General features: G+C 53.4%; 21 protein-coding genes and 2 tRNA genes. 10 read left to right on the top strand and 13 right to left on the bottom strand.

All coding sequences use genetic code 11. From position 1 onward, the window contains the following. Positions 1-69: 69 nt before the first annotated feature. From HCG48_RS09765 to HCG48_RS09780, 4 genes are all read left to right on the top strand, one after another. The gene (locus HCG48_RS09765) at positions 70-1,680 is read left to right on the top strand and encodes a helicase C-terminal domain-containing protein (RefSeq protein ID WP_168568989.1); all 1,611 of its coding nucleotides are present in this window, start codon (positions 70-72) and stop codon (positions 1,678-1,680) included. A gap of 129 nt (positions 1,681-1,809) precedes the next feature. After that, positions 1,810-2,022: a DUF2839 domain-containing protein gene (locus HCG48_RS09770; RefSeq protein ID WP_168568990.1), complete on the top strand. Its 213-nt coding sequence runs from the start codon at positions 1,810-1,812 to the stop codon at positions 2,020-2,022. Between the two features lie 457 nt (positions 2,023-2,479). Then, a complete protein-coding gene (locus HCG48_RS09775) occupies positions 2,480-2,836 on the top strand; it encodes a DUF1815 family protein (RefSeq protein ID WP_168568991.1) in 357 nt (118 codons plus the stop codon). A 314-nt stretch (positions 2,837-3,150) separates the two neighbouring features. Then, on the top strand, positions 3,151-4,047 hold the full coding sequence (locus HCG48_RS09780) for an alpha/beta fold hydrolase (RefSeq protein WP_168568992.1): 897 nt from the start codon (positions 3,151-3,153) through the stop codon (positions 4,045-4,047). Here HCG48_RS09780 and HCG48_RS09785 read toward each other — a convergent pair. Further along, positions 4,040-4,702, bottom strand: coding sequence for an HD domain-containing protein (locus HCG48_RS09785; RefSeq protein ID WP_168568993.1), 663 nt, complete (start codon positions 4,700-4,702; stop codon positions 4,040-4,042). The two genes, HCG48_RS09780 and HCG48_RS09785, sit on opposite strands and share 8 nt — an antisense overlap. A 161-nt stretch (positions 4,703-4,863) precedes the next feature. Between HCG48_RS09785 and HCG48_RS09790 the strand changes: the two genes are divergently transcribed. Then, entirely contained in the window at positions 4,864-5,574 is a 711-nt protein-coding gene (locus HCG48_RS09790) for a ribonuclease H-like domain-containing protein (RefSeq protein ID WP_168568994.1), read from the top strand. Positions 5,575-5,585: 11 nt separating this feature from the next. Here the strand turns inward: HCG48_RS09790 and glcD are convergent, their stop codons facing one another. The 3 genes from glcD to miaA form a co-directional block, all read right to left on the bottom strand. Continuing rightward, positions 5,586-7,061, bottom strand: a complete 1,476-nt coding sequence (glcD, locus tag HCG48_RS09795) for a glycolate oxidase subunit GlcD (protein WP_168568995.1) — start codon at positions 7,059-7,061, stop codon at positions 5,586-5,588. A gap of 75 nt (positions 7,062-7,136) precedes the next feature. Next, the gene (locus HCG48_RS09800; protein ID WP_168568996.1) at positions 7,137-8,465 is read right to left on the bottom strand and encodes a tetratricopeptide repeat protein; all 1,329 of its coding nucleotides are present in this window, start codon (positions 8,463-8,465) and stop codon (positions 7,137-7,139) included. Between the two features lie 136 nt (positions 8,466-8,601). Beyond that, the gene (gene miaA / locus HCG48_RS09805) at positions 8,602-9,513 is read right to left on the bottom strand and encodes a tRNA (adenosine(37)-N6)-dimethylallyltransferase MiaA (RefSeq protein WP_168568997.1); all 912 of its coding nucleotides are present in this window, start codon (positions 9,511-9,513) and stop codon (positions 8,602-8,604) included. 196 nt (positions 9,514-9,709) lie between these two features. On the opposite strand from miaA, the gene gyrB reads away from it, so the two are divergent. Beyond that, positions 9,710-11,650, top strand: a complete 1,941-nt coding sequence (gyrB, locus tag HCG48_RS09810; RefSeq protein WP_168568998.1) for a DNA topoisomerase (ATP-hydrolyzing) subunit B — start codon at positions 9,710-9,712, stop codon at positions 11,648-11,650. Positions 11,651-11,957: 307 nt separating this feature from the next. Here the strand turns inward: gyrB and HCG48_RS09815 are convergent. The 3 genes from HCG48_RS09815 to murA form a co-directional block, all read right to left on the bottom strand. Next, a tRNA-Leu gene (locus HCG48_RS09815) sits at positions 11,958-12,039 on the bottom strand. Then, complete coding sequence (locus HCG48_RS09820) at positions 12,018-12,896, bottom strand: M48 family metallopeptidase (protein ID WP_168568999.1); 879 nt, start codon at positions 12,894-12,896, stop codon at positions 12,018-12,020. Before HCG48_RS09820 ends, HCG48_RS09815 begins: the two co-directional genes overlap by 22 nt. Positions 12,897-12,972: 76 nt before the next feature. Then, entirely contained in the window at positions 12,973-14,307 is a 1,335-nt protein-coding gene (murA, locus tag HCG48_RS09825) for a UDP-N-acetylglucosamine 1-carboxyvinyltransferase (RefSeq protein WP_168569000.1), read from the bottom strand. Positions 14,308-14,839: 532 nt separating this feature from the next. Here murA and HCG48_RS09830 point away from each other — a divergent pair. Both HCG48_RS09830 and HCG48_RS09835 read left to right on the top strand, forming a co-directional pair. Beyond that, positions 14,840-14,923 (top strand) — tRNA-Leu (locus HCG48_RS09830). Between the two features lie 93 nt (positions 14,924-15,016). Continuing rightward, positions 15,017-15,802 (top strand): TrmH family RNA methyltransferase, encoded by a 786-nt coding sequence (locus HCG48_RS09835; RefSeq protein WP_168569001.1) that lies wholly within the window; start codon positions 15,017-15,019, stop codon positions 15,800-15,802. A gap of 40 nt (positions 15,803-15,842) precedes the next feature. Here HCG48_RS09835 and HCG48_RS09840 read toward each other — a convergent pair whose 3' ends face one another. From HCG48_RS09840 to HCG48_RS09855, 4 genes are all read right to left on the bottom strand, one after another. Next, positions 15,843-16,112 carry a hypothetical protein gene (locus tag HCG48_RS09840; protein WP_168569002.1) on the bottom strand — a complete coding sequence of 90 codons (270 nt, stop codon included), beginning with the start codon at positions 16,110-16,112 and terminating at the stop codon, positions 15,843-15,845. A gap of 211 nt (positions 16,113-16,323) precedes the next feature. Beyond that, positions 16,324-17,304, bottom strand: a complete 981-nt coding sequence (gene msrP, locus HCG48_RS09845; protein ID WP_168569003.1) for a protein-methionine-sulfoxide reductase catalytic subunit MsrP — start codon at positions 17,302-17,304, stop codon at positions 16,324-16,326. A gap of 170 nt (positions 17,305-17,474) precedes the next feature. Then, positions 17,475-18,599, bottom strand: a complete 1,125-nt coding sequence (locus tag HCG48_RS09850; protein ID WP_168569004.1) for a calcium-binding protein — start codon at positions 18,597-18,599, stop codon at positions 17,475-17,477. A gap of 147 nt (positions 18,600-18,746) precedes the next feature. Then, positions 18,747-19,052 (bottom strand): hypothetical protein, encoded by a 306-nt coding sequence (locus tag HCG48_RS09855; RefSeq protein WP_168569005.1) that lies wholly within the window; start codon positions 19,050-19,052, stop codon positions 18,747-18,749. A gap of 218 nt (positions 19,053-19,270) precedes the next feature. Between HCG48_RS09855 and HCG48_RS09860 the strand changes: the two genes are divergently transcribed. Both HCG48_RS09860 and HCG48_RS09865 read left to right on the top strand, forming a co-directional pair. Then, entirely contained in the window at positions 19,271-20,026 is a 756-nt protein-coding gene (locus tag HCG48_RS09860) for a TRP family putative cation channel (protein ID WP_168569006.1), read from the top strand. A gap of 357 nt (positions 20,027-20,383) precedes the next feature. Beyond that, a complete protein-coding gene (locus tag HCG48_RS09865; protein ID WP_168569007.1) occupies positions 20,384-21,703 on the top strand; it encodes a DUF4231 domain-containing protein in 1,320 nt (439 codons plus the stop codon). A gap of 311 nt (positions 21,704-22,014) precedes the next feature. On the opposite strand, the gene HCG48_RS09870 is transcribed toward HCG48_RS09865, so the two are convergent. Together HCG48_RS09870 and HCG48_RS26455 are read right to left on the bottom strand one after the other, a co-directional pair. After that, positions 22,015-24,825, bottom strand: coding sequence for a toll/interleukin-1 receptor domain-containing protein (locus HCG48_RS09870; protein ID WP_168569008.1), 2,811 nt, complete (start codon positions 24,823-24,825; stop codon positions 22,015-22,017). Then, positions 24,818-24,946 (bottom strand): hypothetical protein, encoded by a 129-nt coding sequence (locus tag HCG48_RS26455; protein WP_281362103.1) that lies wholly within the window; start codon positions 24,944-24,946, stop codon positions 24,818-24,820. The genes HCG48_RS09870 and HCG48_RS26455 overlap by 8 nt, the downstream gene beginning before the upstream one ends. Positions 24,947-24,954 lie beyond the last annotated feature (8 nt).

Here is a 24,954-nt window from a genome sequence, read left to right on the forward strand (position 1 = left end):
GAACGCGCCTCTGGGATAGGGTTGCCTCGATCTGTCAGTCCTCAATCGTGTAGGTCATTGGTTGCATCCGTGATTGAAGTAGAAGTCCACGAACAACTGCGCGCTTTCTTGCGATCGCAAGGAGAACCGTATTGGCCCCATCATTTGACGATGGCCAGACTGGTGGCCCGGGCGTTGCGCCTGGGGCGATCGTCGTTGATTCAGACGGGTATCCCCACGGTTGGCAGTTACGGACGCCACCGCCTCAGCTACCTCACTCCGGTTTTGATTTGGCCCGGTCCGGCGATTGTCGTGGCTCCCGTTGCGGTTCAGCAGCGTTTGTTATTGGTCGAAATTCCCCAGCTCCAACAGTGGATTCAAAATCACAAGGCGATCCGAACGGGCGATCGTTGGCCGGGAGAGGACTTTGACGGGGTGCTGATCGTCTCGCCCCAAACCTGGTTGGACAATGCCCTCGCGGGTTACCCCCGCATCCCCAAAGGGATTCCGACGATTATCGATGGCGCCGACGATCTCGAACGGTGGGCGCGCGACTATCTCCGGGTGAGTCTCAATGCAGAGGATTGGCACCAATTAATGTTGGCTCGACCCGATCGCGCCGCCGCCATTCGCGATGCTCGGGTTCGCATGACTCGGGCGATCTTCCAACATCCGCCCAATCCGTATCAATGCTGTTTGCTCGAAGGAGAAGAACGCCACCTGCTCGAACACCTTTACACGATCTTGGGCAAGAGTGGCGCTACCCGGGAGGCGATCGCCTCCCCTCGCCATCGCCGATCCGATCCCCTCCCTAACGGCACCGAGATCGCGGGCGGCAACGACTCTTTACCCCACTCGTGGGAACGCTTTTGGCAGGAGTTGAACCGCGAAGACCGCTTGCTGTGGGCGTCGGTAGACCGAGAGGCGGGTCAATTTCAACTGGAATGCACTCCGATCGAGCTGGGGTCTTTGCTCGGGCCGCTTTGGTCGCAACAGCCGTTGGTGTTAGTGGGTGGGGCGTTGGATCTCGATCGCGAGGCGACGGTGTATCGGGAGCAATTGGGTCTGGGAGATATGACCTGTGTCAAGTTCTCGCGCGATCGCCACACCGATTCGATCCGTCTCTATTTACCCGAAGGCTTGCCGATGCCGAATACCCCGGAATATCAGGCCGCCGCGATCGCCGAAATTCGCACGATCTTATGCGTGAGTGCCGCCGGAGCGGGGTTCACAGCTATTTTAGTCGAAGATATTCCCTTTAAAAGCAAGTTAGGCTCGATTTTGGCCGCAGAATTCGGTTCTCGGGTACAAGTCGAGAAAATCCCCTCCGAACCTCATGGCATTTTAGTCACGGGTTGGGAGTTCTGGTTGGAACATCAAGGTCGCCTCCCCCCGCCGATGTTATTGGCGATCGCCACCTTACCCCTGCCGTCTTTAGAAAACCCCCGGGTGGCGGGTCGGGTAGCTTATTACAAAAGTCGCCGTCTCGACTGGTTCCGTCAGTATCTGTTACCGTCGGCCCTCAATACCCTACAACGGGCGATCGCCCCGGTGCGCGAATGTCAGGGCGTTGTCGCCCTCCTCGACAGCCGCACGCTCCACCGTACCTACGGTCGTCAAGTCTTAGCGACCCTCGGTCCGTTAGCTCGCATTGACTATTTAGATGCGACCTGGTTCAACTCCGAACGATCGATTCTTTAGGGAGGAGGCGCCCTCGCCTTACCGCCACCACTGCCCACTCCCATAACTGTAGTTTTGTTAACGATCGCGCCAAGGCGGCAAATGCAGGCGCTATTATCAATGGGTAACGAGAGCGAATTGCATTCAATTATGGGTGAGGCAAAACGTCGCAAAGAAGCCCTGGGAGAACGATACGGTCAAGAACCTTACATTCTGCCTTGGTTGCCAATTACGAAAAGTCAATCCCGTCAGTTTGTCACGTGGACGACGCGCGGGGCCTGGGGTGGCATTATCTTGTTGGTCGTTCTCTGGCTGACGGTTCGCTTTATCGGTCCGGTCTTCGGATTGTGGCAAGTGAATTAGTCGGCCTGTCTCCGTAGATCCGAGTGACTTGACGGCGATCGCGAAAACTCAGATAGAGGTCGATCGCCGCCGCTCAAGTCCACTCAACTGAGACAAATTTGCAATCGATCCGATAAGGATTTCAAATCAATGGCGGGGAAAGGAGCGCACTCAAGGCACGGAGAACAGGGGCTGAAGGTTTCTAGAGTGAGGGTTTGACACCTCGGTTCCCACCTCGGTCCGATCCTCCGGAACCCCCTCATTTAGGCGTGAATCTAAAAGGGTGAAAGCAACTGAGTGTCGTTCCTGATACTTTGCTCGGGGTGAAGGTCGGGTTAAGTTGAGGGCTGAGCTAGCCCGAGCAATTTTGCGAACGGGATTGGGCATTCTAACTGATAAAGAGTTGCACCACAATTGGCAAATTGTTAAGAAAATCTTAAAAAGAGCTAAAATGTGGTGTGGTGATTGGAGGACAATTGTGTTTATAAGACTCGCCGAACAACACCGTCAATTCGTCCGGGATCTAGTGATGAACTTGCAGGCTCTGGCGATCGTGCTGGAGCGACGGGGTTACCTAGCATCCTGCTATACCTGTGGCGGACAAATGAACAGCGCCTCTTTCATGGTGAGTCTGGGAGAAGATCATCTGATCCGGTTTTTGGTGTCAGATTACGGAATCACGTGGACGGAGATGCGCGACGATCGCGAACTGATGAAATTGGAAGGGGCCGAAGCGATCGGCCAATTGCAAGAGTTGGCAAATTTGGTCAAGTACCAAGTCAAGCCGGAGTCGGAGCCGAACGAAATCGCCGTGGAACCGTGCGTGAAAGGATAACCGCGTTGGCGCGACCGTAGCGATCGCCTCGGGAATCGCAGAGCCATGCCGTGACCGGGGATGAAAACGCCGCTCGGTTCGAGTCGGGCGCTCGGAAAGTGCTACGCTTAAAACAGAAGCCATCGACCCACCGACGGGCAAACCGTCCGGTCGAGGGTGAAGGGTCAAGATCCTCCAACCGCAGAAAATTGCTGGAGTTCGGCGTCTTCGTCGTCCGTTTTTTTCATGTAAAAGCAGGCAATTTTACCCGATCCCTGCGGCTTCGATTTCGGCTCGTTCGATCCACTTCCAGAGCCTTGAAAAGCGCACGACCCATGAGTGACTTAGTAGAGAATCACTGGCAACACCAGTATATTGAAACGAACCGCATCCGTCTACACTGCGTGACCCAAGGTGAAGGAGACCTCGTGATTTTACTGCACGGGTTTCCGGAATTTTGGTATTCCTGGCGCTACCAAATTCCACCGTTGTCTCGTTATTTTAAAGTCGTCGTGCCGGATTTGCGGGGCTACAACGATTCGGATAAACCCCAGAGCGGCTACGATCTCGATACCCTCAGCGCCGATATTCGTGGCTTGATCGCCAGTTTGGGGTACGCCAAAGCGCACGTCGTCGGACATGACTGGGGAGGGGCGATCGCCTGGCACCTGGCGGAAAAATTTCCGTCTTGTCTCGACCGACTGGCGATCCTCAACGCCCCACACCCGCACCGTTGGTTGCACGAAATGGCGGGAAATGTAGACCAACTGCGCCGGAGTTGGTACGTATTTGCGTTTCAAGTGCCCGGAATTCCGGAGTGGTTGATCCACCAAAATTTAAAGGATTTCGTCAAGAAAGTTTTTCAGGAACAGGCGATTCGGAAAGGGGCCTTTACGGCGGAGTTAACGCGAATTTACCAAGAAGCGCTGGAAAAACCGGGGGTTTTATCGGCGGCGATCGCGTACTATCGGCAGTTGATGGCCCCTCAGAATTGGCTGAGTCAGTGGGGGCGATCGCCGGATCCGGTCACCGTTCCCACCTTGGTGTTGTGGGGGGAAGAAGATTCGTTTTTAAGCAACCGCCTCACCGAAGGACTCGACCGCCTGATTAAGGCGCCGTTCACGCTCAAATTCGTTCCCCATTGCGGACATTGGATCCAGCAAGAAGTCCCGCATTTGGTCAATCGAGAATTAATCAACTTTTTACGCAGCCCCGCCAACGCCCTCAGCTAAGGGACGGCGATCGCGCCGACAAGGTACGCACTTCGCCCTCGATATTTTGGCGGGCGATCGCCTCGAACTGGCAAAACATCGGTTCGGTCAGGTAGATGCGATCGCGCTCTAACAACTGCCGGAGGATCTTGAGGCGCCCCTCGACATAAGCGCGATCGGACAACCAGGAATACTCCCGCCGAATTCCCTGTAGGTACATCTCGTATTCCGACGGTTCCACCCCTAAAACCGACAGATCCGCATCGATCAGAATTTGGGTGTCGATGTCGAGATCGGCCCCCTGATGCTTTTCCGTACTCAGAATCATCTGCACGACCTGTTCCACCGTCGCCGTCGGAATCTGCAACTGTCCGAGGACGCGGCGAGCATACTGTGCACTTTGGCGCTCGTTATCCGTCGCCGTGGGATCGTAAATCGCATCGTGAAACCACGCCGCGAGTTGGATCGCGTCCAGATCGCGGGCGAGCGATCGCAATCGGTCAATTGCATTCAAGACCCGTTGTAAGTGCGCCAACGTATGGTAAAAACGTCCCGCACTACAGTAAGCACTGACTAACTCGAATAAAACTTTTTTCCCCAACGCCCGATCGACTCCAAACGCGGCGATCGACCCTTCCCAACTGGCTTTCAGCGCCAAACCATCGACATATTCCATGACTGAACCTACCCCAAACCCATTGATGTTCGTGGGAAAGAGAACGACCCCAAGCGAGTGATGTTGGGTAAAATTTTAACCAAGCTCGGCGATCGCGATCTAGGCGATCGCACCCCCCAGTCCCTCTCTACTCCCGATCTATTCTTCACCTGCACCCGTCCATGTTTAAGAAAGAACTCTGGATCGATCGCCAATTTATCAATAATTTTTATAAAGGTTCCATTTACGATTTAGTCTTTCTCGATCTGGAATTTTGGCCCGATCGCGATCGCGGGAAATCCGTGCAACGCATTTTCGGCTACACCCTGACGCGCTTGCTCAAATCCAACAAACAGCAACACATTAAAATTCACCTCTTAGAATCCCGTCAGGAAGAAAAAGAACTCATTCAATTCCTGATGCGCGATCTGTCCGTCTTGCACAAAAAGATCTTTGTCGGATTCAACATCGTCCACAGCGATATTTACGTCCTCCAAAAACGCCTCAAACACTTCAAAATTAAGCCAAAAATCGATAAAATCTCCGTTTTTGACCTCGAAAACAAGCGCAAAGAAGGATTGAATCGCGGCTTAAACAACCTATTTAGTTGCTTAGAGATTCCGATCGCCAAAGAAATTGACGGCCTTTATTTCCGCCTCAATTGCAACAAAGTCTTTTCCCAAAGCCGCGATCGCGATAACATCCTCGAAACCATGTACAACTATTGCTTAGAAGATGCCCGCAATTACTTTCATATTGTCGCTAACTGGAACAATAAATTTCCTCTCATCCTTCCCGAACGCTTGCTCGAATTAGACTTATCCCATTCGGGAAGGCGATCGTCCAAACCGCGACCTAAATTAAGCGTCAAACCGACGCAACGTGACCTTTAACTGACTTCAACCTAAAACAACTCCGCCCCTTCAAACTGTTTCGTTTTAAACGCATTCGCCGCCTCCCCACAAGTGCGCGGCGTCGGGAACAACTTCTCAGGATTCGCCAACCCTTTCGGATTAAACACCTCGCGAATCCACTGCATCGTTTCCAAATCCTTCTCGGAAAACATCTCACTCATATAACATTTCTTATCTGCCCCGATTCCGTGTTCTCCGGTCAAACTACCCCCAACTTTGACGCATAACTTGAGAATTTCTCCCGCCAACTCTTCCACTTCTTCCAATGCCCCCGGCACCGCATTATCGTATAAAACCAACGGGTGTAAATTGCCATCCCCTGCATGAAAAACATTCGCCACCCGATAGCCGTATTTTTGGCTGAGATCTTCAATCTCTTTCAGAATAAATGCCAATTGCGTGCGCGGAATTACCCCATCTTGGACGTAATAATCCGGGCTGAGATGTCCCGCCGCCGCAAATGCAGCTTTCCGTCCTTTCCACAATTTCAGCCGTTTTTCCGCTTCGATCTCGGCAGTGACATGACGCGCGCCATTGGCTTTGCAAATTTCTACAACTCGGGCTTGATTGGCTTCGACTTCCGCTTCCAATCCATCGATTTCAATTAATAAAATCGCCGTCGCATCTCGGGGATAACAGCCCGTCCCCACCACATCTTCAACGGCGTTAATACTGAGATTGTCCATCATTTCCATCCCCGCCGGAACGATACCCGCCCCGGTAATCGCAGAAACTGCCGCCCCCGCATCTTCAATTCGGGTAAAATCGGCGAGTAAAACACAAACCGCTTCCGGGGCTTTGAGAATGCGCAGGGTGATTTCTGTGGCGATGCCTAACGTCCCTTCAGAACCGACAAATAACCCGGTAAGATCGTAACCGGGCATTTCTGGAATTTCGCCGCCGACATCGACAATGGAACCGTCGGGCAACACTAATTTTAAACCTAAAACGTGATTGGTGGTGACGCCATATTTGAGACAATGAACGCCGCCGGAATTTTCAGCAACATTGCCGCCAATCGAGCAGATAATTTGACTGGAAGGGTCGGGGGCGTAGTAAAATCCAGCCCCGCTTACGGTTTGAGTGACCCAGTTATTAATAACGCCGGGTTGAACGACGACGAGTTGATTTTCGAGGTCTACTTTTAAGACTTTCCGCATTAAAGCGGTGACGATTAAAACGCAGTTTTCGATAGGAAGGGCGCCGCCGGATAAGCCCGTTCCCGCACCTCGGGCGACCCAGGGAACGTCATGACGATCGCAGATTTTCACGGCTTCGGCGACTTGTTCGGTGGTGCGCGGTAAAACGACAATGGCGGGACGTTGGCGATAACTGGTCAAGCCGTCGCATTCGTAGGTTAGCAGTTCTTCTTTACGCCGAACGACGCCATCTTTACCGACGATCTTCTCGAATTCTTTGATAATGGGTTGCCAATCGCGTTGGGGTTTTCGATCTTGGGCGAGCATAGGTTAATAGAGATAGAAAACAGGGTGTTAGGTGGGAGGAGTTAACAATAGGAATAGGGGATCGAGTTAAGAATTTTAATGGCTTTCTCGTCGGGCGATCGCCGATTCTAATTTTTCGAGACACTCGCGCTTGTGCGGTGCCAGTCGGACGGCTTGTTTGTAGATAGAGATAGCTTCTTCAATTCGATCGGTTTGAGTTAAAAATTGACCGAAATAGAGATAAATTTCAGCCGTTTTGGGATGGGTGGCGATCGCCTGTCGGTAACATTTTTCAGCTCCTTCAAGATCCCCCATTTTTTGCAGGAGTTGGCCGAGGCGATCGTAAGTTTTCAGGGCATTGGCATCGAGGTCGATCGCTTTTCGATAGGCGGCGATCGCCCGAGGAAGGCGATCGAGTTGTTCTAAAACTTGTCCGAGGCGATCGTGAATGTTGCTGCAGTTTCCTTGCTGTTCTAATGCTTTTAATAAAGCGGCGATCGCCTCCAAATTATCGCCTTTTTGACGGGCGACTTCCGCCAGATTTAACCAGGCGTCCACGGCTTCCGGATGCCATAAAAGATATTGTCGATATTTAACTTGAGCGAGGTCTAAATCTTGTTGTTGCTGGCAGCGAATCGCCTCTTGATAAAGCCGTTCTAAATCCGCTTGGTGACGGGCGAGTTCGTCGAGGGGATAAAGAGACCGAAGGGCTGCGGGAGTCATTTGCTGGCGGGCTTTGGCGCTAGACGGGCGATCGCGTCTCGACGCATCCCAACTGAGAATTAAAATGCCGTTTCCGAAGCTAGGATAAGCTGCACCGGATGCGGATAATTCTAATAGCACTTGACATTGGGGATGGGCGACGACAAAATCTTTTTGTGCTTGTTGTACGGTTTTCCAATTGGAGTTATTGAGAACGATTAAGGCGCGATCGGCCAAAATCGATTTGATCGACAGTAAGCCGACCAATTGGGAGCGATAGTCGTAAGCGCAATCGTAAAAGTAAACGCCGATGCGACCGTTAATTTTTTGAGGGAGCTCTAATAAAAATTCTTCAAAATCTTGGTTTTGAAAAATAACGCGGTCTTTTAAATTAAATTGGCTTAAGTTTTGTTGTAAGAGGTCGAGGGTTTCGCCGGGGTCATCTAATTCGGAAAAGTTATCAACGGCATAAGCATGGCGGTCGTCGCGATCGAGGAGGGCGCCGATCAGGGTCGAACCTTGATAGGTACCGATTTCGCAATAATATTCCCCTTCCTCCATACATTCGACGGCAAAATTGAGCAGTTGCATGACCGTGGTGGTGGTCATACTTTCGACTTGTTCGAGGACGCGATCGAAGCGAGGGGACTTGGGTTTGACTGTATCGGTTCCCCAGTCTTCGTATAATGTCGGAAGCTGGGTAATAAATTTTTGGTAATCCATCAGCTAACTCGATGAGTGCGTAAAGCGATCGCTCGGAACGGCGAGCATTTTAAAAATTGCGAAATTGTATGTTAATTTAGCATAAATTGTTGGCGCGATCGCCAAAAATTGAGGGAAAACTCTTTAAGCGTTCGGTCTATAAAGATTGGATAAATCGATCGACGCGCTGCCAGACTTTTTCGACTAAATCGGGCATTTCGATGTCAAACCATTCGATTTCGGGGATGCGGCGAAACCAGGTGCGCTGGCGCTTGGCAAATTGGCGGGTATGGAGGACGATCGCGGCGATCGCCTCGTCGAGAGTGACCGGGGGATCTTGGTAAAGATACTGTTTGATTTCCCCATAGCCGAGGGTATCGAGGAGGGGTAAATCGGGGCCGTATTTGTGACAGAGGGCTTCGACTTCGGCGATCGATCCGGCGTCAATCATCTGGTGGGTTCGCCGTTCGATGCGGCGATCGCCCGTAGCGGGATCCCCATCCAAACCGATCTGTAAAATGGGATAATCCGGCGGATTTTCGCCTTGTTGCTTGGAAATGGGAATTCCGGTGACGTAATAAACCTCTAGGGCGCGCAAGGTTCGCACCGCATCGTTTGCGTGAATTTTTGTAGCGGCAACGGGGTCAACTTGTTGCAAAATGGCATAACATTGGGATTGGCCGAGGGCGGCGAGCTGCGATCGCAATTCGGCAACGGGAGGCACCCGAGGAATTTTCATCCCGCGCGCGATCGCCTTAATATACAGGCCCGTACCCCCGACCAACAACGGCACCCGTCCGTTGCGATGGTAGCGCGCGATCGCCGCTCGTGCCTGCTGTTGGTACTCCGCCACCGTGAGGGTTTCCGTCGGATCGCAAATGTCGAGCAACTCGTGGGGGACCAGTTGCCGTTCTTCCGGCGTCGGCTTCGCAGTGCCGATGTCAAATTCGCGATAAACTTGGCGCGAATCGGCACTGAGGATCCCCGTATCGAGCCGTCGGGCAATCTCCAACGCCAATCCCGACTTACCCGATGCCGTCGGCCCGCAGATAATTACTAAACCCGGCATTGGCATTTCTCGGTGGCGATCGCCCTCCCCCTCAATTTTTGCCCTCGCCTTTCTAGCTTCATCCAGTGCATCCCCCCTAAAAAATGTTCGTGAAATAGCGCTCTCGTCGCCTCTAACGGTTTTGTGCTAAAATTTTGACAGTTTTTGTATTCTAATGCTTTAAGGGGCTTAAATCCCATTATTGGAGCGATTTCCTATGACCAGCAATTACGGCGCCGAGCAAATTCAAGTTCTCGAAGGACTCGAAGCGGTACGCAAGCGACCGGGGATGTACATCGGCTCAACCGGGCCGAGAGGACTCCATCACCTCGTTTACGAGGTCGTGGACAATGCCATCGACGAGGCGCTGGCTGGACACTGTACCCATATTGAAATTGACCTCAACCCCGACGGGTCCGTGACCGTTACCGACGACGGACGGGGGATTCCCACCGACGTTCACTCGAAAACCGGAAAATCAGCCCTCGAAACCGTGATGACCGTCCTCCACGCCGGGGGCAAATTCGGCGGCGGCGGTTATAAAGTTTCCGGCGGCTTGCACGGCGTCGGCGTTTCCGTAGTCAACGCCCTCTCCGAATGGGTCGAAGTCACCGTCTGGCGGGAGAAAAAAGTCCACGTTCAACGCTACGAACGCGGCAAAGCGGTTGCGGACTTACAAGTCACGCCCATCAAAACGAACCAAACGGGAACCTCGGTGTGCTTTCTGCCCGATACCCTTATTTTTACCACGGGAACGGAGTTCGATTACAGCACGATCGCCTCGCGTCTGAGAGAACTCGCCTATCTCAACGCCGGAGTCAAGATTACCTTTAGCGACAAACGCCTCGATCTCATCAAACGGGAAGAACCCCGGGTCGAAAGCTACTGCTACGAAGGTGGCATTCGCGAATATATCAGCTATATCAACTCCGACAAGCAAGAACTGCACGAAGAAATCATCTATATCGAAGGGGAACGCAACAACGTTCAAGTAGAAGTCGCCTTGCAGTGGTGTACCGACGCTTACAGCGACAACCTTTTAGGATTTGCCAATAACATCCGTACCATCGACGGGGGAACCCACCTCGAAGGCTTGAAAGCCGTCCTCACCCGGACGATGAATTCGATCGCGCGCAAGCGCAACAAACTTAAAGATAGCGATTCCAACCTCGGCGGCGAACACGTCCGCGAAGGGTTGACCGGAATTATTTCCGTGAAAGTCCCCGACCCGGAATTTGAAGGGCAAACTAAAACCAAGTTAGGCAATACGGAAGTACGCGGGATCGTCGATTCTCTCGTGGGAGAAGCCCTCGTCGAATATTTCGATTTTCATCCCCAAGTCGCCGACGCGATTTTAGACAAAGCGATTCAAGCGTTTAACGCGGCGGAAGCGGCCCGACGGGCTCGGGAATTGGTGCGGCGCAAGTCGGTGCTCGAATCGTCGCCGCTTCCGGGGAAATTGGCCGATTGCAGTACGAAAGATCCGTCGGAATCGGAGATCTTTATTGTAGAAGGGGATAGTGCGGGCGGCAGTGCCAAACAAGGGCGCGATCGCCGCTTCCAGGCGATTCTGCCCCTACGCGGTAAAATCCTCAATATCGAAAAGACTGACGACGCCAAGATTTACAAAAATAACGAGATTCAAGCTTTAATTACCGCCCTCGGTTTGGGGGTCAAAGGGGAGGAGTTCGACTCGGCGCAACTGCGTTATCACCGGATCGTGATCATGACTGACGCCGACGTGGATGGGGCGCACATTCGCACCTTGCTGCTGACGTTCTTCTACCGCTACCAACGGGCGTTAATCGAGCAGGGATACGTTTATATCGCCTGCCCGCCGTTGTATAAAGTCGAGCGCGGGCGCAGCCATTATTATTGCTACAGCGATCGCGAACTGACCAATTTAATTCAGAACGAGTTTCCCACAAATGCCAATTACACCATTCAACGGTTTAAAGGGTTGGGGGAAATGATGCCCGTGCAGTTGTGGGAAACCACGATGAATCCGGACACGCGCTTGCTCAAACAGGTGGAGATCGAAGACGCGGCGGAAGCCGATCGCATCTTTACGGTGTTGATGGGCGATCGCGTGGCGCCCCGTCGCGAGTTTATCGAAACCTACGGACCCAAATTGAATCTGACCGATCTCGATATTTAAGGCGAAGCGAGGGAGTCGTTCCGACGACGGCTCCCTTTTCCCGCCTCCCCCGAACGTGGGAAGGAGTCGAGATCCCCGCCAAAATCCCATAAAAAAAGAAGAGAACTTCGGTTCTCTTCTTTTTATCGGGTTGTTTTACGTCACTTTTGAGCTGCTTGCGAAGCATTTGCTGTTGCTTCTTCAGTTGGCGCGCTCGGGCGCTGCCGCCTTTGCCTTTGGAGTTCCGGCCTTTACGACGCGGAGACTCCCAGCTTTTGAGCTGTCGAGCCATTGCACGGGGCCTCTCGGTCTAATGGATGGAAAAACATGGGCGAGGCGAGACTCGAACTCGCAAGACCGGAGTCGCCACATTTTGAGTGTGGTGCGTCTACCAATTCCGCCACTCGCCCGTGACTTCAGTTTCACCATCATAACCCATTTTTCCTTTTTTTTGCAATAGAGATTCGTAATCTTTGCTGCTCGACCAGCGATCGATTTCGCGGGCGCGCAAGACGGGTAAGGGATGGGTGAGTTGTCCGGTTTGGGCTTCTTTCAATAAAATTCCGAGATCGGTGCTGCTACTTTTATCGTAAGCCCGGGCCTGTTCCAGGAAGGCATCTAAGTTGAGGTGGGGGGATAAACTCGGGGATCCTCCGGCCAGTTTCATCAGCACGGAGCTGACGACCCGGGGATTTTGGGTGGCGAGCAAAGCCGCGCGATCGCAGGTAAACTCGGCACATCGGAGCCATTCTAAAATTTGGCTTTGCAATCCTTGGGCGAGAATGGCGCCCCAAGGAGAAAGCTGTCCCGCCGCCAGGACGATTAAATTGGCCAGGGTTAAGTAAACCCCGTGTTCGCATTTGAGATGGCCCAACTCGTGGGCGATGACGGCTTGGATTTCAGCAGGTTCGAGCAGCTCGATTAACGAGGTATGCAAGACCAAAAAGGGCTGTTTGCCGCGCATGGCGAAGGTGTACGCATTGGGGATCGGATGTTGGCGCACGTACATTTGCGGCAGTTCGAGGTCTAAAACTTGGCAGGCTTCTACTAATAATTGGTACAACTCGGGTAACTGGCGATCGCCGACCAAAACACTGGAGGCGATGTTATCCAGGTAAAAGAATTGTTCCCCCACCGAGCCGAGTAATTGCCGCACGATTAAATCGAGTCCGGGCAACTGTTTGAGGGCTTCGGTAGCCTCGCGATCTAAGGGATGACGGAAGTCATTTGCTTTGAGGCCGATCAGGGGAAGTCTAGAAAAAGCCATGCCAGTTTAATGCGTGACAACGGTGGATTCGGTCTGGGGCGAGGTTGGGCGATCGCCGCCCTCGCTCCTTACCCCGTTATTTTAGAGCGGATGACGGGGTTTTGGCTTCGGGCAGTAACGAGTCTTCGCTGACGCGCAGGCGACGAATGCGAGCGCCGACTTTTTGCAGTTTGAGGTCGAGGTTTTCGTAACCGCGATCGAGGTGGTGCAAGCCTTGAATCGTCGTGGTTCCTTCCGCCGCCAGTCCCGCCAGCACTAACGCTGCCGAGGCGCGCAAGTCGGTGGCCACCACCGGGGCGCCGGAGAGATAAGGCACGCCCCGCACGACGGCTTGATTGCCTTTGACGCGAATGTCGGCGCCCATGCGCTTGAGTTCGGCGACGTGACGCAGACGATTTTCAAAGACGGTCTCGCAAATGGTGCTATCGCCGTTCGCCAAGGTCAGCAAGGTCATAAATTGCGCTTGCATGTCTGTGGGAAATCCGGGATAGGGCAAGGTTTCGATATCGGTTTTGCGAATCACCTCGCCGGGAACGACCCGCACGCAATCCGGGGCTTCGACGATGACTTGAGAGCCGATTTGTTCTAATTTGGCGATCGCCGCCGTCAGGTGTTCGGGAACTACCGGGGAGATCAGGAGTTCTGAATAGGTAATGGCTCCGGCGACCAAAAAGGTTCCGGCTTCGATGCGATCGGGGATAATACTGTAATCGACGGAGTGCAGTTCCGGTTTACCTTGAATGACGATCGTGTTCGTTCCGGCTCCCGTAATTTCGGCGCCCATCGCATTGCAGAAGTTGGCCAAGTCCACGACTTCCGGCTCTTGGGCGGCGTTTTTGAGGACGGTTTCGCCTTCGGCGAGGGTGGCCGCCATCATCAGGGTTTCGGTGGCCCCGACACTGGGATAATCGAGATAGATTTTGGCGCCTTGCAGGCGGCGTTTGGCTCCGGGAATGTAAGCGCGAACCATGCCGCGATCGATTTGGACGTGGGCGCCGAGGGCTTGCAAGCCGCGCACGTGCAGGTCTACGGGTCTAGCTCCGATCGCGCATCCTCCCGGTAAGGGGACGTGGGCTTCTCCCAAGCGCGCCAACAACGGGCCGATGGCGAAGAAGCTCGCCCGTAACTGGCTGACGAGCTCGTAAGGAGCCTGATTCGTGGCGATCTTGGTGGTGTCGATTTCTAAAATATCGTCGTGACGCTCGATCTTGAGACCGAAGATCCGCAGGATCTGAATCATGCGATCGACATCCGCCAGGGACGGGACATTGCGCAAGCGGCAATGTTCCGGACACAGCAGCGCACCTGCCATGACCACTAAGGCGGCATTTTTGGCCCCACTAATGCGGACGTGACCGTTTAAAGAAGAGCGACCAGTAATTTGCAGAACGGATGTTTCTGCTTCTGGCATGGCTTGACCGTTGAGCGAACCAACAGAGGCAGTAATAGGTCTATCCTCCAAAGGGAATGGGTACTTGTACAGCTTTCAATTTGGTTCTGATTCTACCGGAAAGATTTTATATGTCCAGATTTATACCTAGAAAATTTGCCCCTGATTTCAAATAAGTTTCCGGAGAATCATCGGGCAGGTTTTTACTGCCTTAAACCCCGAACAGTACATTACCTCCTAGGGCGATCGCAACTCCCTGGCGAGGGAATTTTTACTCAAACCTCTCCCCCTCCTTTCTCCACCGCCGCCGCGATCTCGTTTTAAGAAATGGCCCGATCGCCCTTGACTTATTTTTCTCTGTTTCCCGATCGCCTCAATTGAGTTTTAGCAAAGGTTTGAGCCGCGATCGCTCCTCGAAACAACGGTAGCGACCGCGATCGTTCCCATTGTCAAATTGGCGGAGATTGCCCCGGTTCAAAAGTTTTTTGCTCTGGGGGCTTGACATCTGCTCGTTGTTGAGTGACGATAGTAAATCGGAGTGCATAACTGCCGCGCGGAACTGGCGGAATTGGTAGACGCGCTAGATTCAGGTTCTAGTGTCTGCAAAGACTTCCGGGTTCAAGTCCCGGGTTCCGCATCCCCAAGGAGTAACGAGGCGATCGCCCGTCGGCCCCACGCCGAAGTGTCCGTCCTCGCTTGCTCCTTATTTTTTTGCCTCGCTTCCTCCCTCATGCTTACCAGTCTTCAAAATCCTGTCGTCAAGCAGATGTCCAAACTGCACGCCGCCAAAGAACGGCGCAAACAAGGGCAATTTCTGCTCGAAGGTACCCACCTGCTCGAAGAAGCCTGTCACGCCAACTATCCCCTCACTGTCGTCTGCGCTACCCCCGAATGGCAAGCCGCCCATCCCGAACTGTGGGATCGCGCTTGCCAATTGAGCGATCGCGCCGAGTCTGTCAGTTTAAATGTATTAACAAAAATCGCCACTACCGTTCATCCCGACGGGGTCGTCGCCAGCGCCAACCGCCGCCAAGATGCGGCGATCTCCTTTAGCGCAAGCGGGTTTTGGTTAGTTCTCGAGACCATTCAAGATCCCGGGAATTTGGGAACCATGATTCGCACGGCGGCGGCGGCGGGCGCCGAGGGATTGTGCGTCAGCGCCGATAGCGTCGATCTCGACCATCCCAAAGTCTTGCGCGCCTCCGCCGGACAGTGGTTCCGCCTTCCCCTCGCCGTTTGCGAGGATCTGCCCGCCTCAGTGCGCCAGTGGCAACAGCAACAGGTACAAGTCATTGCCACCGAGGGAACGGCGCCGATGACTTATTGGGACATCGACTATCGCCCTCCCACGGCCATTCTCTTAGGGAACGAGGGATCGGGCTTATCCGCCGATTTGTTAAAACTTGCTGATAAATCCGTCAGAATTCCTTTAAATGCGGGAGTGGAATCGTTGAATGTGGCGATCGCCGCCGCCACCATCCTTTACGAAGTACGACGGCAGAGAGAGTTGAGTTAGAGTTTAGAGTTTAGCTTGAACTCCCACAGAGCGAGTGCTTTCAGTCCCCCTCGCCTTGGGACTCCTTCGACTTCATAAACTGTTCGATATCCTCCGCCGCTTCTGCCAGTTCGTCGAGGTCGAAACCCGACGTTTTAGGGGGGGATGAGGGATTGGAACGTGGAGAAGAAGAATTAGGAATCCGTTCGATCTTTTCTGGCTTCGGTTCGGAGACTTCGTCAACCAACTGAAACGTTTCTTCTAATTTATGGAGCGAATCAATAAAAGCTTTCTCGCTCGCGCGGCGTTGTTCTTGGCGATCGTTTTCCATGAGATTGACTCCCAAATTGAACCTTCACTCCCCGAAAGCGACCCGATCGCCCCCTCCAGGATCTGCTTGTAGATAGTGGCTTGATGCTGCTGTGGCGGGGCGATCGCGCCATTCTCCGACCGAGTACGCTCGGCGATCGCTCCCCCAAACAGTCCAGACGCGCTGGGACGAGGCGAGTTTCCCCAGAGTCCCGTCCCCAGGCTCGATCGGGTTACCCCGTATAGAGCGCGGCAACCGATTCGCCATAGCCGTTATACGGTAAAGTCGGCTGTCTTTCCCAAGAAATCGCCGGACCGTCACTGACAATCCGTTCCGTCGCTTGCGACCAGCGCGGATGGGGTTTGTTAGGGTTGACATTGGCTTCAAAACCATACTCGCTCGGCACTAAAGTATTCCAGAAGGTGGCGGGTCGTTCGGCCAAAAACTCGATTTTGACAATCGATTTGGCGCCTTTAAACCCGTATTTCCAGGGAATCACCATGCGAATCGGCGCGCCGTGTTGTTTGGGTAAGGTATGACCGTAAATTCCAGTGGCAAAAAAGGCCAGATCGTTCGCCATTTCTTCGATTCGCAAGCCTTCGGTATAGGGCCACGGTAAAGATCCCAGATGAAACCCCGGACCGGGGGTGACTTGAGAATCGTAATAAGAAGTAAACCGAACGAACTTGGCTCGATCCGTCGGTTCGACATCGGCGAGCAGCGATCGCATCGGAAAGCCGATCCACGGTACGACCATCGCCCAAGCTTCGACGCAGCGAAAGCGGTAGATGCGTTCTTCTTGGGGGAATTTCCGGCGCAAGTCGTCGAGGTCGTAGGTGCGCGGATTTTTGACCAGACCGCCGACTTCTACTTTCCAATTCTCCGTGGGTAATGCTTGGGCCGCTTGCCAAATCGATTTGGTGCCGCCAAACTCGTAAAAGTTGTTGTAGCGAGAGGCGATCGCCTCGGCAGTAAGCGGGCGTCCGGCATCGGTAAACTGAGGATTGGGCGAGGCTTCGAGCGGTTTTGTTCCAGAGGCGAGTTTGGCCGAAGAAATCGAGCGATCTTGACAGCCGAGGGTGGGGAGTAAGGTGGCCCCAATTCCGGCGGCGATCGCCCCTTTGAGGAAACGACGGCGGTTGTAATAGACCGAGGGGGGCGTGACTTCTCGTTCGGGAATGGCCCAGGACGGGAGGATGCGAATCAGAACCATGACTGAAAACTTACGGGGAGGACGGCAGGACGCGCGTTCGAGAAGCGACTCTAAAGGAGTATTGCGCGTCCGGATTCATCCAAGATCGTATAACATCGGTTGAAGCTTGCGGCGATCGCACCCTGATGGAGCATCGCGCCGATCCGCCCTTCGCCGTTGAAGATTTCGGGTTACCCGATGCTATTTAAGGTTAAATCCCCCTCACTGGCGAGGAAGGTCCATTCCCGGACGTTGAAGGCGGCAGCTTGAACGTCGAGAACCACGCCCAACACCCGATCGCCCCCGGCGAGAATCGCCGTATCTCCGATTCCGTCTTGGTTGACATCGACCGCGCCGACGCTGATTTCCGACAAGTCAGCGATTCCGCCCAACCCGAGGCGATCGCCCTGAGCCGGGTTAAAATCGAGGACGCGATCGGCAGTAGTGGCATCGGTTCCGGCAATTTCGCCGCGCAGGATAAAATCGTCCGCGTCTTCCCCGCCGAAGAGGAAGTCGGAACCGAGATCGCCGACGAGCACGTCGCGACCTTCATCGCCGAACAGAACGTCATTTCCCTGACCGCCGCGCACGACGTCGTCCCCCAAGCCACCGCGACAGGTATCGTCGCCTAAGTTGCCGTTGAGGATATCGTTACCGCTACTGCCTTCGAGTAAGTCGTTGTCTTTACCGCCGCGCAGGTAATCGTCGCCGTCGCCGCCAAAGAGGGTGTCTTGTCCCATATTGCCGTTGGCGGTATCGTTGTTTTCGGTTCCGATGACGCGATCGTTTCCGGCGAGCGATCGCAATCCGCCTTCCCAGAGGCGATCGTCTGCAGTCAGTTCGATTAAGTTATCGGCATCGTCTGCATCGACAAAGCGACCGATTTGACCGCCTTCGGCGGCGCGACCGACCAGTTGTTGAAAGCGACTGACTAAGTTAGTATCTTCGATAATTCGATCTTCAATCAAATTTTGCAATGGAGTTGGGGAAAAGCGATCGCGAATCTCGTTATTGTCGATAAAATTCGTAACTTCTGTTTTAACAGAGTTAAACAAATTGCGGGCGGCGATCGCCGTCGTGTTGTCGTCGATTGCCTCGTCAACGCGATCGATGAAGCGGTTACCGATCGCCGATAAATCGACATTTTCAATCAGATTGGAAACGGCGGAGCTGACAATAAATCCGGTCGGACCTAGGGTAATAAATTGAGCGGCAGCTACGGCGATATCCGTTGGCGACGGATCGTTTTCGTCATCGCCAACTCCGGGGAGGAAGTCAAAAAAACCGTCGGGAATTAGATCGTCAAATATGCTCATTTTTGAAAAGACCTCTATTTTAAGTTTGAGATAATTTCCGTTTTGAAAAACATCAAAATTTTATCGCGGTCGGGATAATTTATTAAAGAAGAATATTTTTCATTGCCAAGATGAATTTTAGGCTCTATTTCCCGTAAATTTCTATGTTTAGGGTAGCGTTTTTTCGGGAAAGTTGACGCCGTGAGTCGTCGGCGATCGCTTGCCCCGGGAGATCGACTCATTTTGTATAATACTCGCGTCTATCACCTGGAGGTTTGAGATAATATCAAAACAATATATATAGTTTAAGTGTAAAACAGGCGACGATCGCCGTCGGATGAGAGTGGAAGAAACAACCGCCGAGTGATAAAACTTTACAGTTGTGGAAAAGTGGCGCGATCGCCGGATTTTTACTAAGAATTGCAACAATTGAGGGGCAGGAAATGGGGCGATCGTCAGAGCCGATGGCTTCAATACCAAATGCTTTCAAGCTCGAAGCCCGATCGTAGTTGGCGGGAAAAACTCAATTTCAAACTCTAAAACTTGACCGGTGAGTGCGTTTGCATTGGTCCCCAAAAATGGCATAGTTGAAGTTACCCTCGCCCCGTTGCCGATTTTCTCATGTCGGCTCGATCGCCCTACGTCCTTCGCCGTGCGGGGGATTTTTTACTCGATAGATTATTAATGTTGAAATGAATAAGCACCGTCAATTTCGTCCTTGTCATGCGGTTAGACCGGAAGTCGTCTTCTGCACGAATTATTTGGAACTCCCAGATAATTTGAGTTCGATCGAACTATGCGGTTCTCGTCCGGTACTCGCGATCGTCGGTGGAGCGAGTAAGATCGAGGCGGAAGATATGGCACGATTGGAAGAGATTTTTCTCCGGGCGATCGCTCCGGTCGCCGAACGCTTGGGCGCGACTGTCGTCGATGGGGCGACCGATGCGGGGGTGATGCGCTGTATCGGTCAGGCGCGATCGCAAATTAATGGAACCTTCCCCCTGGTGGGAGTAGCCGCCGTCGGCACCGTCGTTTTGCCGAATGAGAAACAAAGTAAGGAAGACGCGGCCCCTCTAGAGCCGAATCATACTCATTTTGTCTTCGTCCCCGGACAATCTTGGGGAGACGAATCGCCCTGGCTGTCTTACGTTGCCAAGGTTTTAGCGGACGGTGCGCCGTCGGTGACGATCGCGATCAACGGCGGCGAAATTACTTGGCAAGATGTCGCCTGGAGTGCGATTTCCGGGCGATCGATTATCGTGCTATCGGGAAGCGGTCGCACTGCGGATAAAATTGCGGGTGCGTTACGCGGTGAAGCGACGGACGTGCGCGGTAAACTTTTGGTCGAAACTGGGGCAGTGACCGCGATCGATTTGAAGTCGGGACCGGAGAACATTGCTGAAATCTTGACTCGAACCCTAGCAGATTCGTTCCCGGATGCGGTTTGAGCGAATTGAGAACGGCAATGCTCTCTCATGAGCCACTTCGCGAACGCCTCATTGTGAGGATCGATCGATTGGGAAGGGTCTGTGATTCGGGCTGGCTGAGGTGAACAGCGAGCTCGAATTCCCACGCCCGGGTTAATTTGTAGGGAGATTTTGGCAGCGATCGCCGATGATTTCATGTTCCCTGTCCTAGTTAGCGGTAGTGACGTTTGCCGCAGAAGTCAATAAGATGGGGCAGGTTCGACGTATTTGCTGGCCGAAACAACAATTCAACCAAAAATCGAATAGAAAATCGAGTCATTCGACTTTAGACCCTCGAAATTCCTCGATAAGTCCTTCTCAATTATTCAGAGCGAATCGATGGCCAAAAAGAATTCATATCGGGATTACTTAAAACAAGAATTTAGCGACCTGATCGACCAACTGGAATTGCCGGAATTAGAAAAGCGGTTTATGAAATCCCGGTGGCTCGATCAGGTTTTGTGGTTGGAAGGGAAAGCGGATAAAACGCGCCAGTGGTCTTTACGATTGCGCTTGACGACGATTGTCGGGGGTGTCGTGATTCCGGCTTTGGTCAGCTTGAATTTCAACGATAGTAAAATCGGTCGCTATATCGGTTGGTTTACCTTTGGGTTGAGCCAAGTGGTGGCGGTGAGTGCGGCGATCGACGAATATTTCCATTATGGGGAGAAATCGACCCAATACCGACAAACGGCGGAATCGTTAAAAAGTGAAGGCTGGTATTTTTTACAGTTGAGCGGTCCGTATCATAAGTATACAGACTACAAAGACGCTTATGCAATGTTTTCGGGTCGGATTGAAAACTATATTAAATCCGACGTAGAGGCGATCGTCGAAATGGCCAAGCAGAAAGCCCAAGACGAAGAAGAAAAAGGCCAATCGAGACAGGGACAATATTTACCTGCACCGGGTTTGGCGGGGGTTCCCGCTCCCAATATGGGCAATGCGGGGACGGTGGGTATGCCGACTTATGCCGAGCCGACACCCGCGCGATACTCCGACCGAGACGCTGCGCGAACGCAACCGGAAATCGAATCGCCCTGGGGCGAACTGCCCGACGAACCGTTTGCCCGAGGTCCGGGGCGCTGGTCCGAAGAGCGCGTCGAACCCGATACTTCTCTGGAGTCGCTAGGCGTTCGCGCAGCGTCTCCCCAGGAGAATCGCGGCGCTTGGGAAGAGAGGGAGGGACGCCGCGAGAGGATGCAGTCGGGAAGAGTGCCGGAAGAAATGCCGCCGGAAATGCCGCCGGGAAGACCGATGCCGATGGTGGATCGAGCCGATCCGCTCTTGGAAGAACCCGTCACCCCCGAGGCCGATCGCACCCCCGTTCGTCAGATCGTCGATCGCGAAGACCCACTATTGGCCGAAGACCCGGTATTGGCAGGCGATCGCCGCGCCCAGTGGGGACGACGCGACCCGCGACCCGCTCCCGTGTCACCGGAACTGCCCGTAGACAGCGAACCCGCCCCGGCGAATGTGGCTCGACCTCCCGGCAGACCGATGGCTCGGGAACAATGGGAAGAGTTGGAACAAGTGGCACGGCGTCCCGCACGAGAGCCACATTCCTCGGGTTCCTCACGGGAGTCTCACCCGCAAGACGATGACGATCTCTGGCACGATTTAGAGAACGCGGCGCGTTCGCGATCGATGCGATCGTAGTAGGACTGTTCTGATTCGCGCCATCGAATTCCCAGAGAAACAGAAAGCAAGTAGGGATCCCCTAGATCTTCCGACGCCGTGGAGGATCTAGGGGATTGTCGTTGGCCGATCGCACCGGGTTGGGAGTTGCCACGCGATCGCCTAAGAGGAAGCATTGGAAAGTCGCCAAATTCCTGAAGGGACACCGCATTGTCCTGTCCCTTCTATAACGCCCAAAAATATAACGCGCAAAAAAGAGGCGATCGCGAAGCGGCTCGTGAGAGAGCATCGCCGCGATCGCTGCTTGCAGCTTTTGTGAAGTGACCCCAAATTTAACGATCTTCGACCAACTTGACCTCCTCGGGAGTCATATAAGGATCGCAAATTTGCCGATCGCTGTCGCTCAGTTTAATATTCGTCTTGAGATAGTCTCCCAACAAACTACATCCTTGCACTAACAGAGTTTCCGTATTCGTTTGGCGATCGCCCCCTTCCACCGTCGGCAGACTGTCGAGATCCCACAACACGATTGTTTTATCCGCACTCCCACTGGCGAGGTGTTCGCCTTCCGGACTGAACGCCACGGCCCGCACCCAATTGGTATGACCGCGCAGGGGGGTAATCTCTTCCCCTTCGCGGGTCCACAAGCGCACCGTGTTGTCTTTCCCCGCCGAGGCAATTTTCTGACCGTCCGGCGAAAAGGTCACGTCCCAAACCCAATCGCTGTGACCTTCTAGCACCTTATAAGGCTTAGTTTCAAAGGCACGGGTTCCCTGACGTTTCCACAAAATAATCGTCTTGTCCCCACTGGCGCTGGCGAGCAGTTGACCGTCGGGACTGAAACCGAGGGCATTAATCCAGTTCTTATGACCTTCAAGAGTTTGCAGTAACTCCCCGTCCAGATTCCAGATTTTAATCAGTAAATCGCCCCCCGCAGACGCGAGCAGTTGACCGTCGGGAGAAAACACCACGTCAGTCGCTTCGCGATCGTGAGCGTCTATGGAATGGAGCAGTTGACCGTCAATCGACCAAATTTTTACTGTCCCGTCCGCACTCGCCGAAGCGACCAAATTGCCATCGGGAGCAATACTCAAGTTTTTGACCGTGGAGGTATGCCCTTTAAAAACTGCTGACGGTTCCTTTTGACGACCGGAGAGGGTGGCGGCAAAATCCCACAGTTGTAACGTATTGTCGTAACTGGCGGTCAGCATGAACTTGCTGTCGGGGGTGAAATTGACGTTACGCAGTCCCGCTTGATAGCGCAAGGTTTCGAGCAGGACTGTCCCGTCTCGCTTCCACAGTCGCAGGGTGTTGTCCGTCCCGACCGAGGCAATATACTCGCCGTCGGGAGTAAAGCGCACTCCTTTAATTCCCGAGAGGTGACCTTGCAGAATTTCGATGACGCTGCCTTCCAAACTCCGCAGTTTGATCGTCGTATCGCCACTGGCGGACGCAATCGACTCGCCATCGGGAGAAAAGCGGACGTTCTTGACGCCGCCACTATTGCCACGAAAAGTTTTGAGCAACGTGCCTTCGTGACTCCAGAGTTTGACCGTATCGTCTTCGGCGGCGGAGACGATCAGTTTGCCGTTGGGGGAGAAAGCGACGCTTCTGACCCAGTTGACGTGAGCTTCGAGGGTTTTGATTTCGGTTCCCTCTTCGACGTTCCAGAGTTTGAGGGTGTTGTCCGAACTGGCACTGACGAGGGTTTTTCCGTCGGGGGCGAAATCAATTTCCCAAACGCGATCGCCGTGTCCACGTAGGGTTTTTATCAATTCGCCGTCTTTGCTCCACAGGTGAATCAGGCGATCGCTACTCGCCGAAGCAATCGTGTTTCCGTCTGGAGAAAATTTGATGTCGTTAATTTGTTGTGAGTGAGCTTTGAGGGTTTTCATCGGGGTACCGTCGAGCTTCCACAAAGTGAGAACCCCATTTTCACTGCCCGTTGCCAGGGTTTCACCATCGGGAGAAAAGGCGACCGCCCGGGCGCGATCGCTCAATTCAAAGCTACTCATTAAAGTCCCGTCCAACTTCCACAGCTTAACCGTTTTGTCCGTACAAGCCGTGGCGATCGTCTGGCCGTCCGGCGCAAAAATCGCACGGCGCACCGTATCCGGATGCTCCAACGTCAGCACTAACGTTCCGTCGCGCTTCCAGAGTTTGACCGTCCCGTCATCACTCGCCGACACGAGGAGTTCTCCGTTCGTCGAGAAACTAACCCCGTTGACCGTATCCCCGTGACCTTCGAGGCGATTGCGTTCTTGAACCCCGTAAACCGCTTCGCGCAAGGCAATCTCGGCATCTTGGGTGATTTCCGGGCTGATAGAGGACACGTCCCTCGCTTGTTTGGCGGCCTTGACACTAGAAACCAGTGCTTCTAATTGGTTATCCGTCAGCAAGCTGGCGCGCGATAAAGCACTCAAGGCGGTAATTTCTCGTTTTTGAGCCAAATTGCGCTGGTGAACCGCCATGCGGTGCTGTCCTTTGGCGACGACGGCTAAAACTAAGGTGACCGCCAAGCCGAATCCGATCGCCCCAATCGCAAATCCTTGTTGCTTGACTTTCGCCTGACTGCTGGCAATCACGTATTGGGTATGCAAGGCCGTCGGTTTTGGGTCTTTGGCGCCACCTTCAGAAAGCCATTGTTCTGCCTCCTTGAGGTCGTTACCGCGCAGGAGAAAACTGGCATCTTTTTTGTGCTCCCACTCCAGAGCCCGTTGTTGCAAGCGCGTATGAGTTTTGACATGACCGAGATCCGTATCCATCGCCTCTAAGAGTTCCTCAAAGGCATTAGAAAAGTTATCGGTTTCGCGAGCAAAAATCCAATTGAGTCGGGCTAATTCCGGATGGACTTCGGTATCGGGAGCCATTTGCCACACCACCGGAATCAAGCGCTTGTTATTTTGAAGCGCGTGTTCGACTTCTTCCAAACAATAGGGCGAAGCAATCGACTCGGGACTGATGATAAAAATAAAATTATTGGCGGCTTCGATCCCTTCAAAAATTTCTCGTCGCCAGTCTGCCGTTTTGGGGATGCCGTCCCAGTCTACCCAAACTTCCCGATTTTCCTTTTTGAAGGCTTCGTACAGTTGGGCGACAAACTCTTTATCGCGTCGGCAATAGGAAATAAAAGCTTCAAGCATAGAGATAACTGTAGGCGCGTTCGGTCAATATCGAAGAGACGAAAGGCGACGCCGGGGCGATCGCACTCCATGAAATGGCGTCATTCGCGAGGCTGGCCAGTCGCAAGGGAGATGCGGGCACTCCCTTGC

The sequence above is a fragment of the Oxynema aestuarii AP17 genome, assembly GCF_012295525.1.
In the GTDB taxonomy this organism is placed as follows: domain Bacteria; phylum Cyanobacteriota; class Cyanobacteriia; order Cyanobacteriales; family Laspinemataceae; genus Oxynema; species Oxynema aestuarii.

Coding starts and splice junctions, on each gene's coding strand:
- HCG48_RS09770 (WP_168568990.1), top strand. CDS start 1,810: ATGGGTGAGGCAAAACGTCGCAAAGAAGCCCTGGGAGAACGATACGGT.
- HCG48_RS09780 (WP_168568992.1), top strand. CDS start 3,151: ATGAGTGACTTAGTAGAGAATCACTGGCAACACCAGTATATTGAAACG.
- HCG48_RS09785 (WP_168568993.1), bottom strand. CDS start 4,702: ATGGAATATGTCGATGGTTTGGCGCTGAAAGCCAGTTGGGAAGGGTCG.
- HCG48_RS09790 (WP_168568994.1), top strand. CDS start 4,864: ATGTTTAAGAAAGAACTCTGGATCGATCGCCAATTTATCAATAATTTT.
- glcD (WP_168568995.1), bottom strand. CDS start 7,061: ATGCTCGCCCAAGATCGAAAACCCCAACGCGATTGGCAACCCATTATC.
- HCG48_RS09800 (WP_168568996.1), bottom strand. CDS start 8,465: ATGGATTACCAAAAATTTATTACCCAGCTTCCGACATTATACGAAGAC.
- miaA (WP_168568997.1), bottom strand. CDS start 9,513: ATGCCGGGTTTAGTAATTATCTGCGGGCCGACGGCATCGGGTAAGTCG.
- gyrB (WP_168568998.1), top strand. CDS start 9,710: ATGACCAGCAATTACGGCGCCGAGCAAATTCAAGTTCTCGAAGGACTC.
- HCG48_RS09820 (WP_168568999.1), bottom strand. CDS start 12,896: ATGGCTTTTTCTAGACTTCCCCTGATCGGCCTCAAAGCAAATGACTTC.
- murA (WP_168569000.1), bottom strand. CDS start 14,307: ATGCCAGAAGCAGAAACATCCGTTCTGCAAATTACTGGTCGCTCTTCT.
- HCG48_RS09835 (WP_168569001.1), top strand. CDS start 15,017: ATGCTTACCAGTCTTCAAAATCCTGTCGTCAAGCAGATGTCCAAACTG.
- HCG48_RS09840 (WP_168569002.1), bottom strand. CDS start 16,112: ATGGAAAACGATCGCCAAGAACAACGCCGCGCGAGCGAGAAAGCTTTT.
- msrP (WP_168569003.1), bottom strand. CDS start 17,304: ATGGTTCTGATTCGCATCCTCCCGTCCTGGGCCATTCCCGAACGAGAA.
- HCG48_RS09850 (WP_168569004.1), bottom strand. CDS start 18,599: ATGAGCATATTTGACGATCTAATTCCCGACGGTTTTTTTGACTTCCTC.
- HCG48_RS09860 (WP_168569006.1), top strand. CDS start 19,271: ATGAATAAGCACCGTCAATTTCGTCCTTGTCATGCGGTTAGACCGGAA.
- HCG48_RS09865 (WP_168569007.1), top strand. CDS start 20,384: ATGGCCAAAAAGAATTCATATCGGGATTACTTAAAACAAGAATTTAGC.
- HCG48_RS09870 (WP_168569008.1), bottom strand. CDS start 24,825: ATGCTTGAAGCTTTTATTTCCTATTGCCGACGCGATAAAGAGTTTGTC.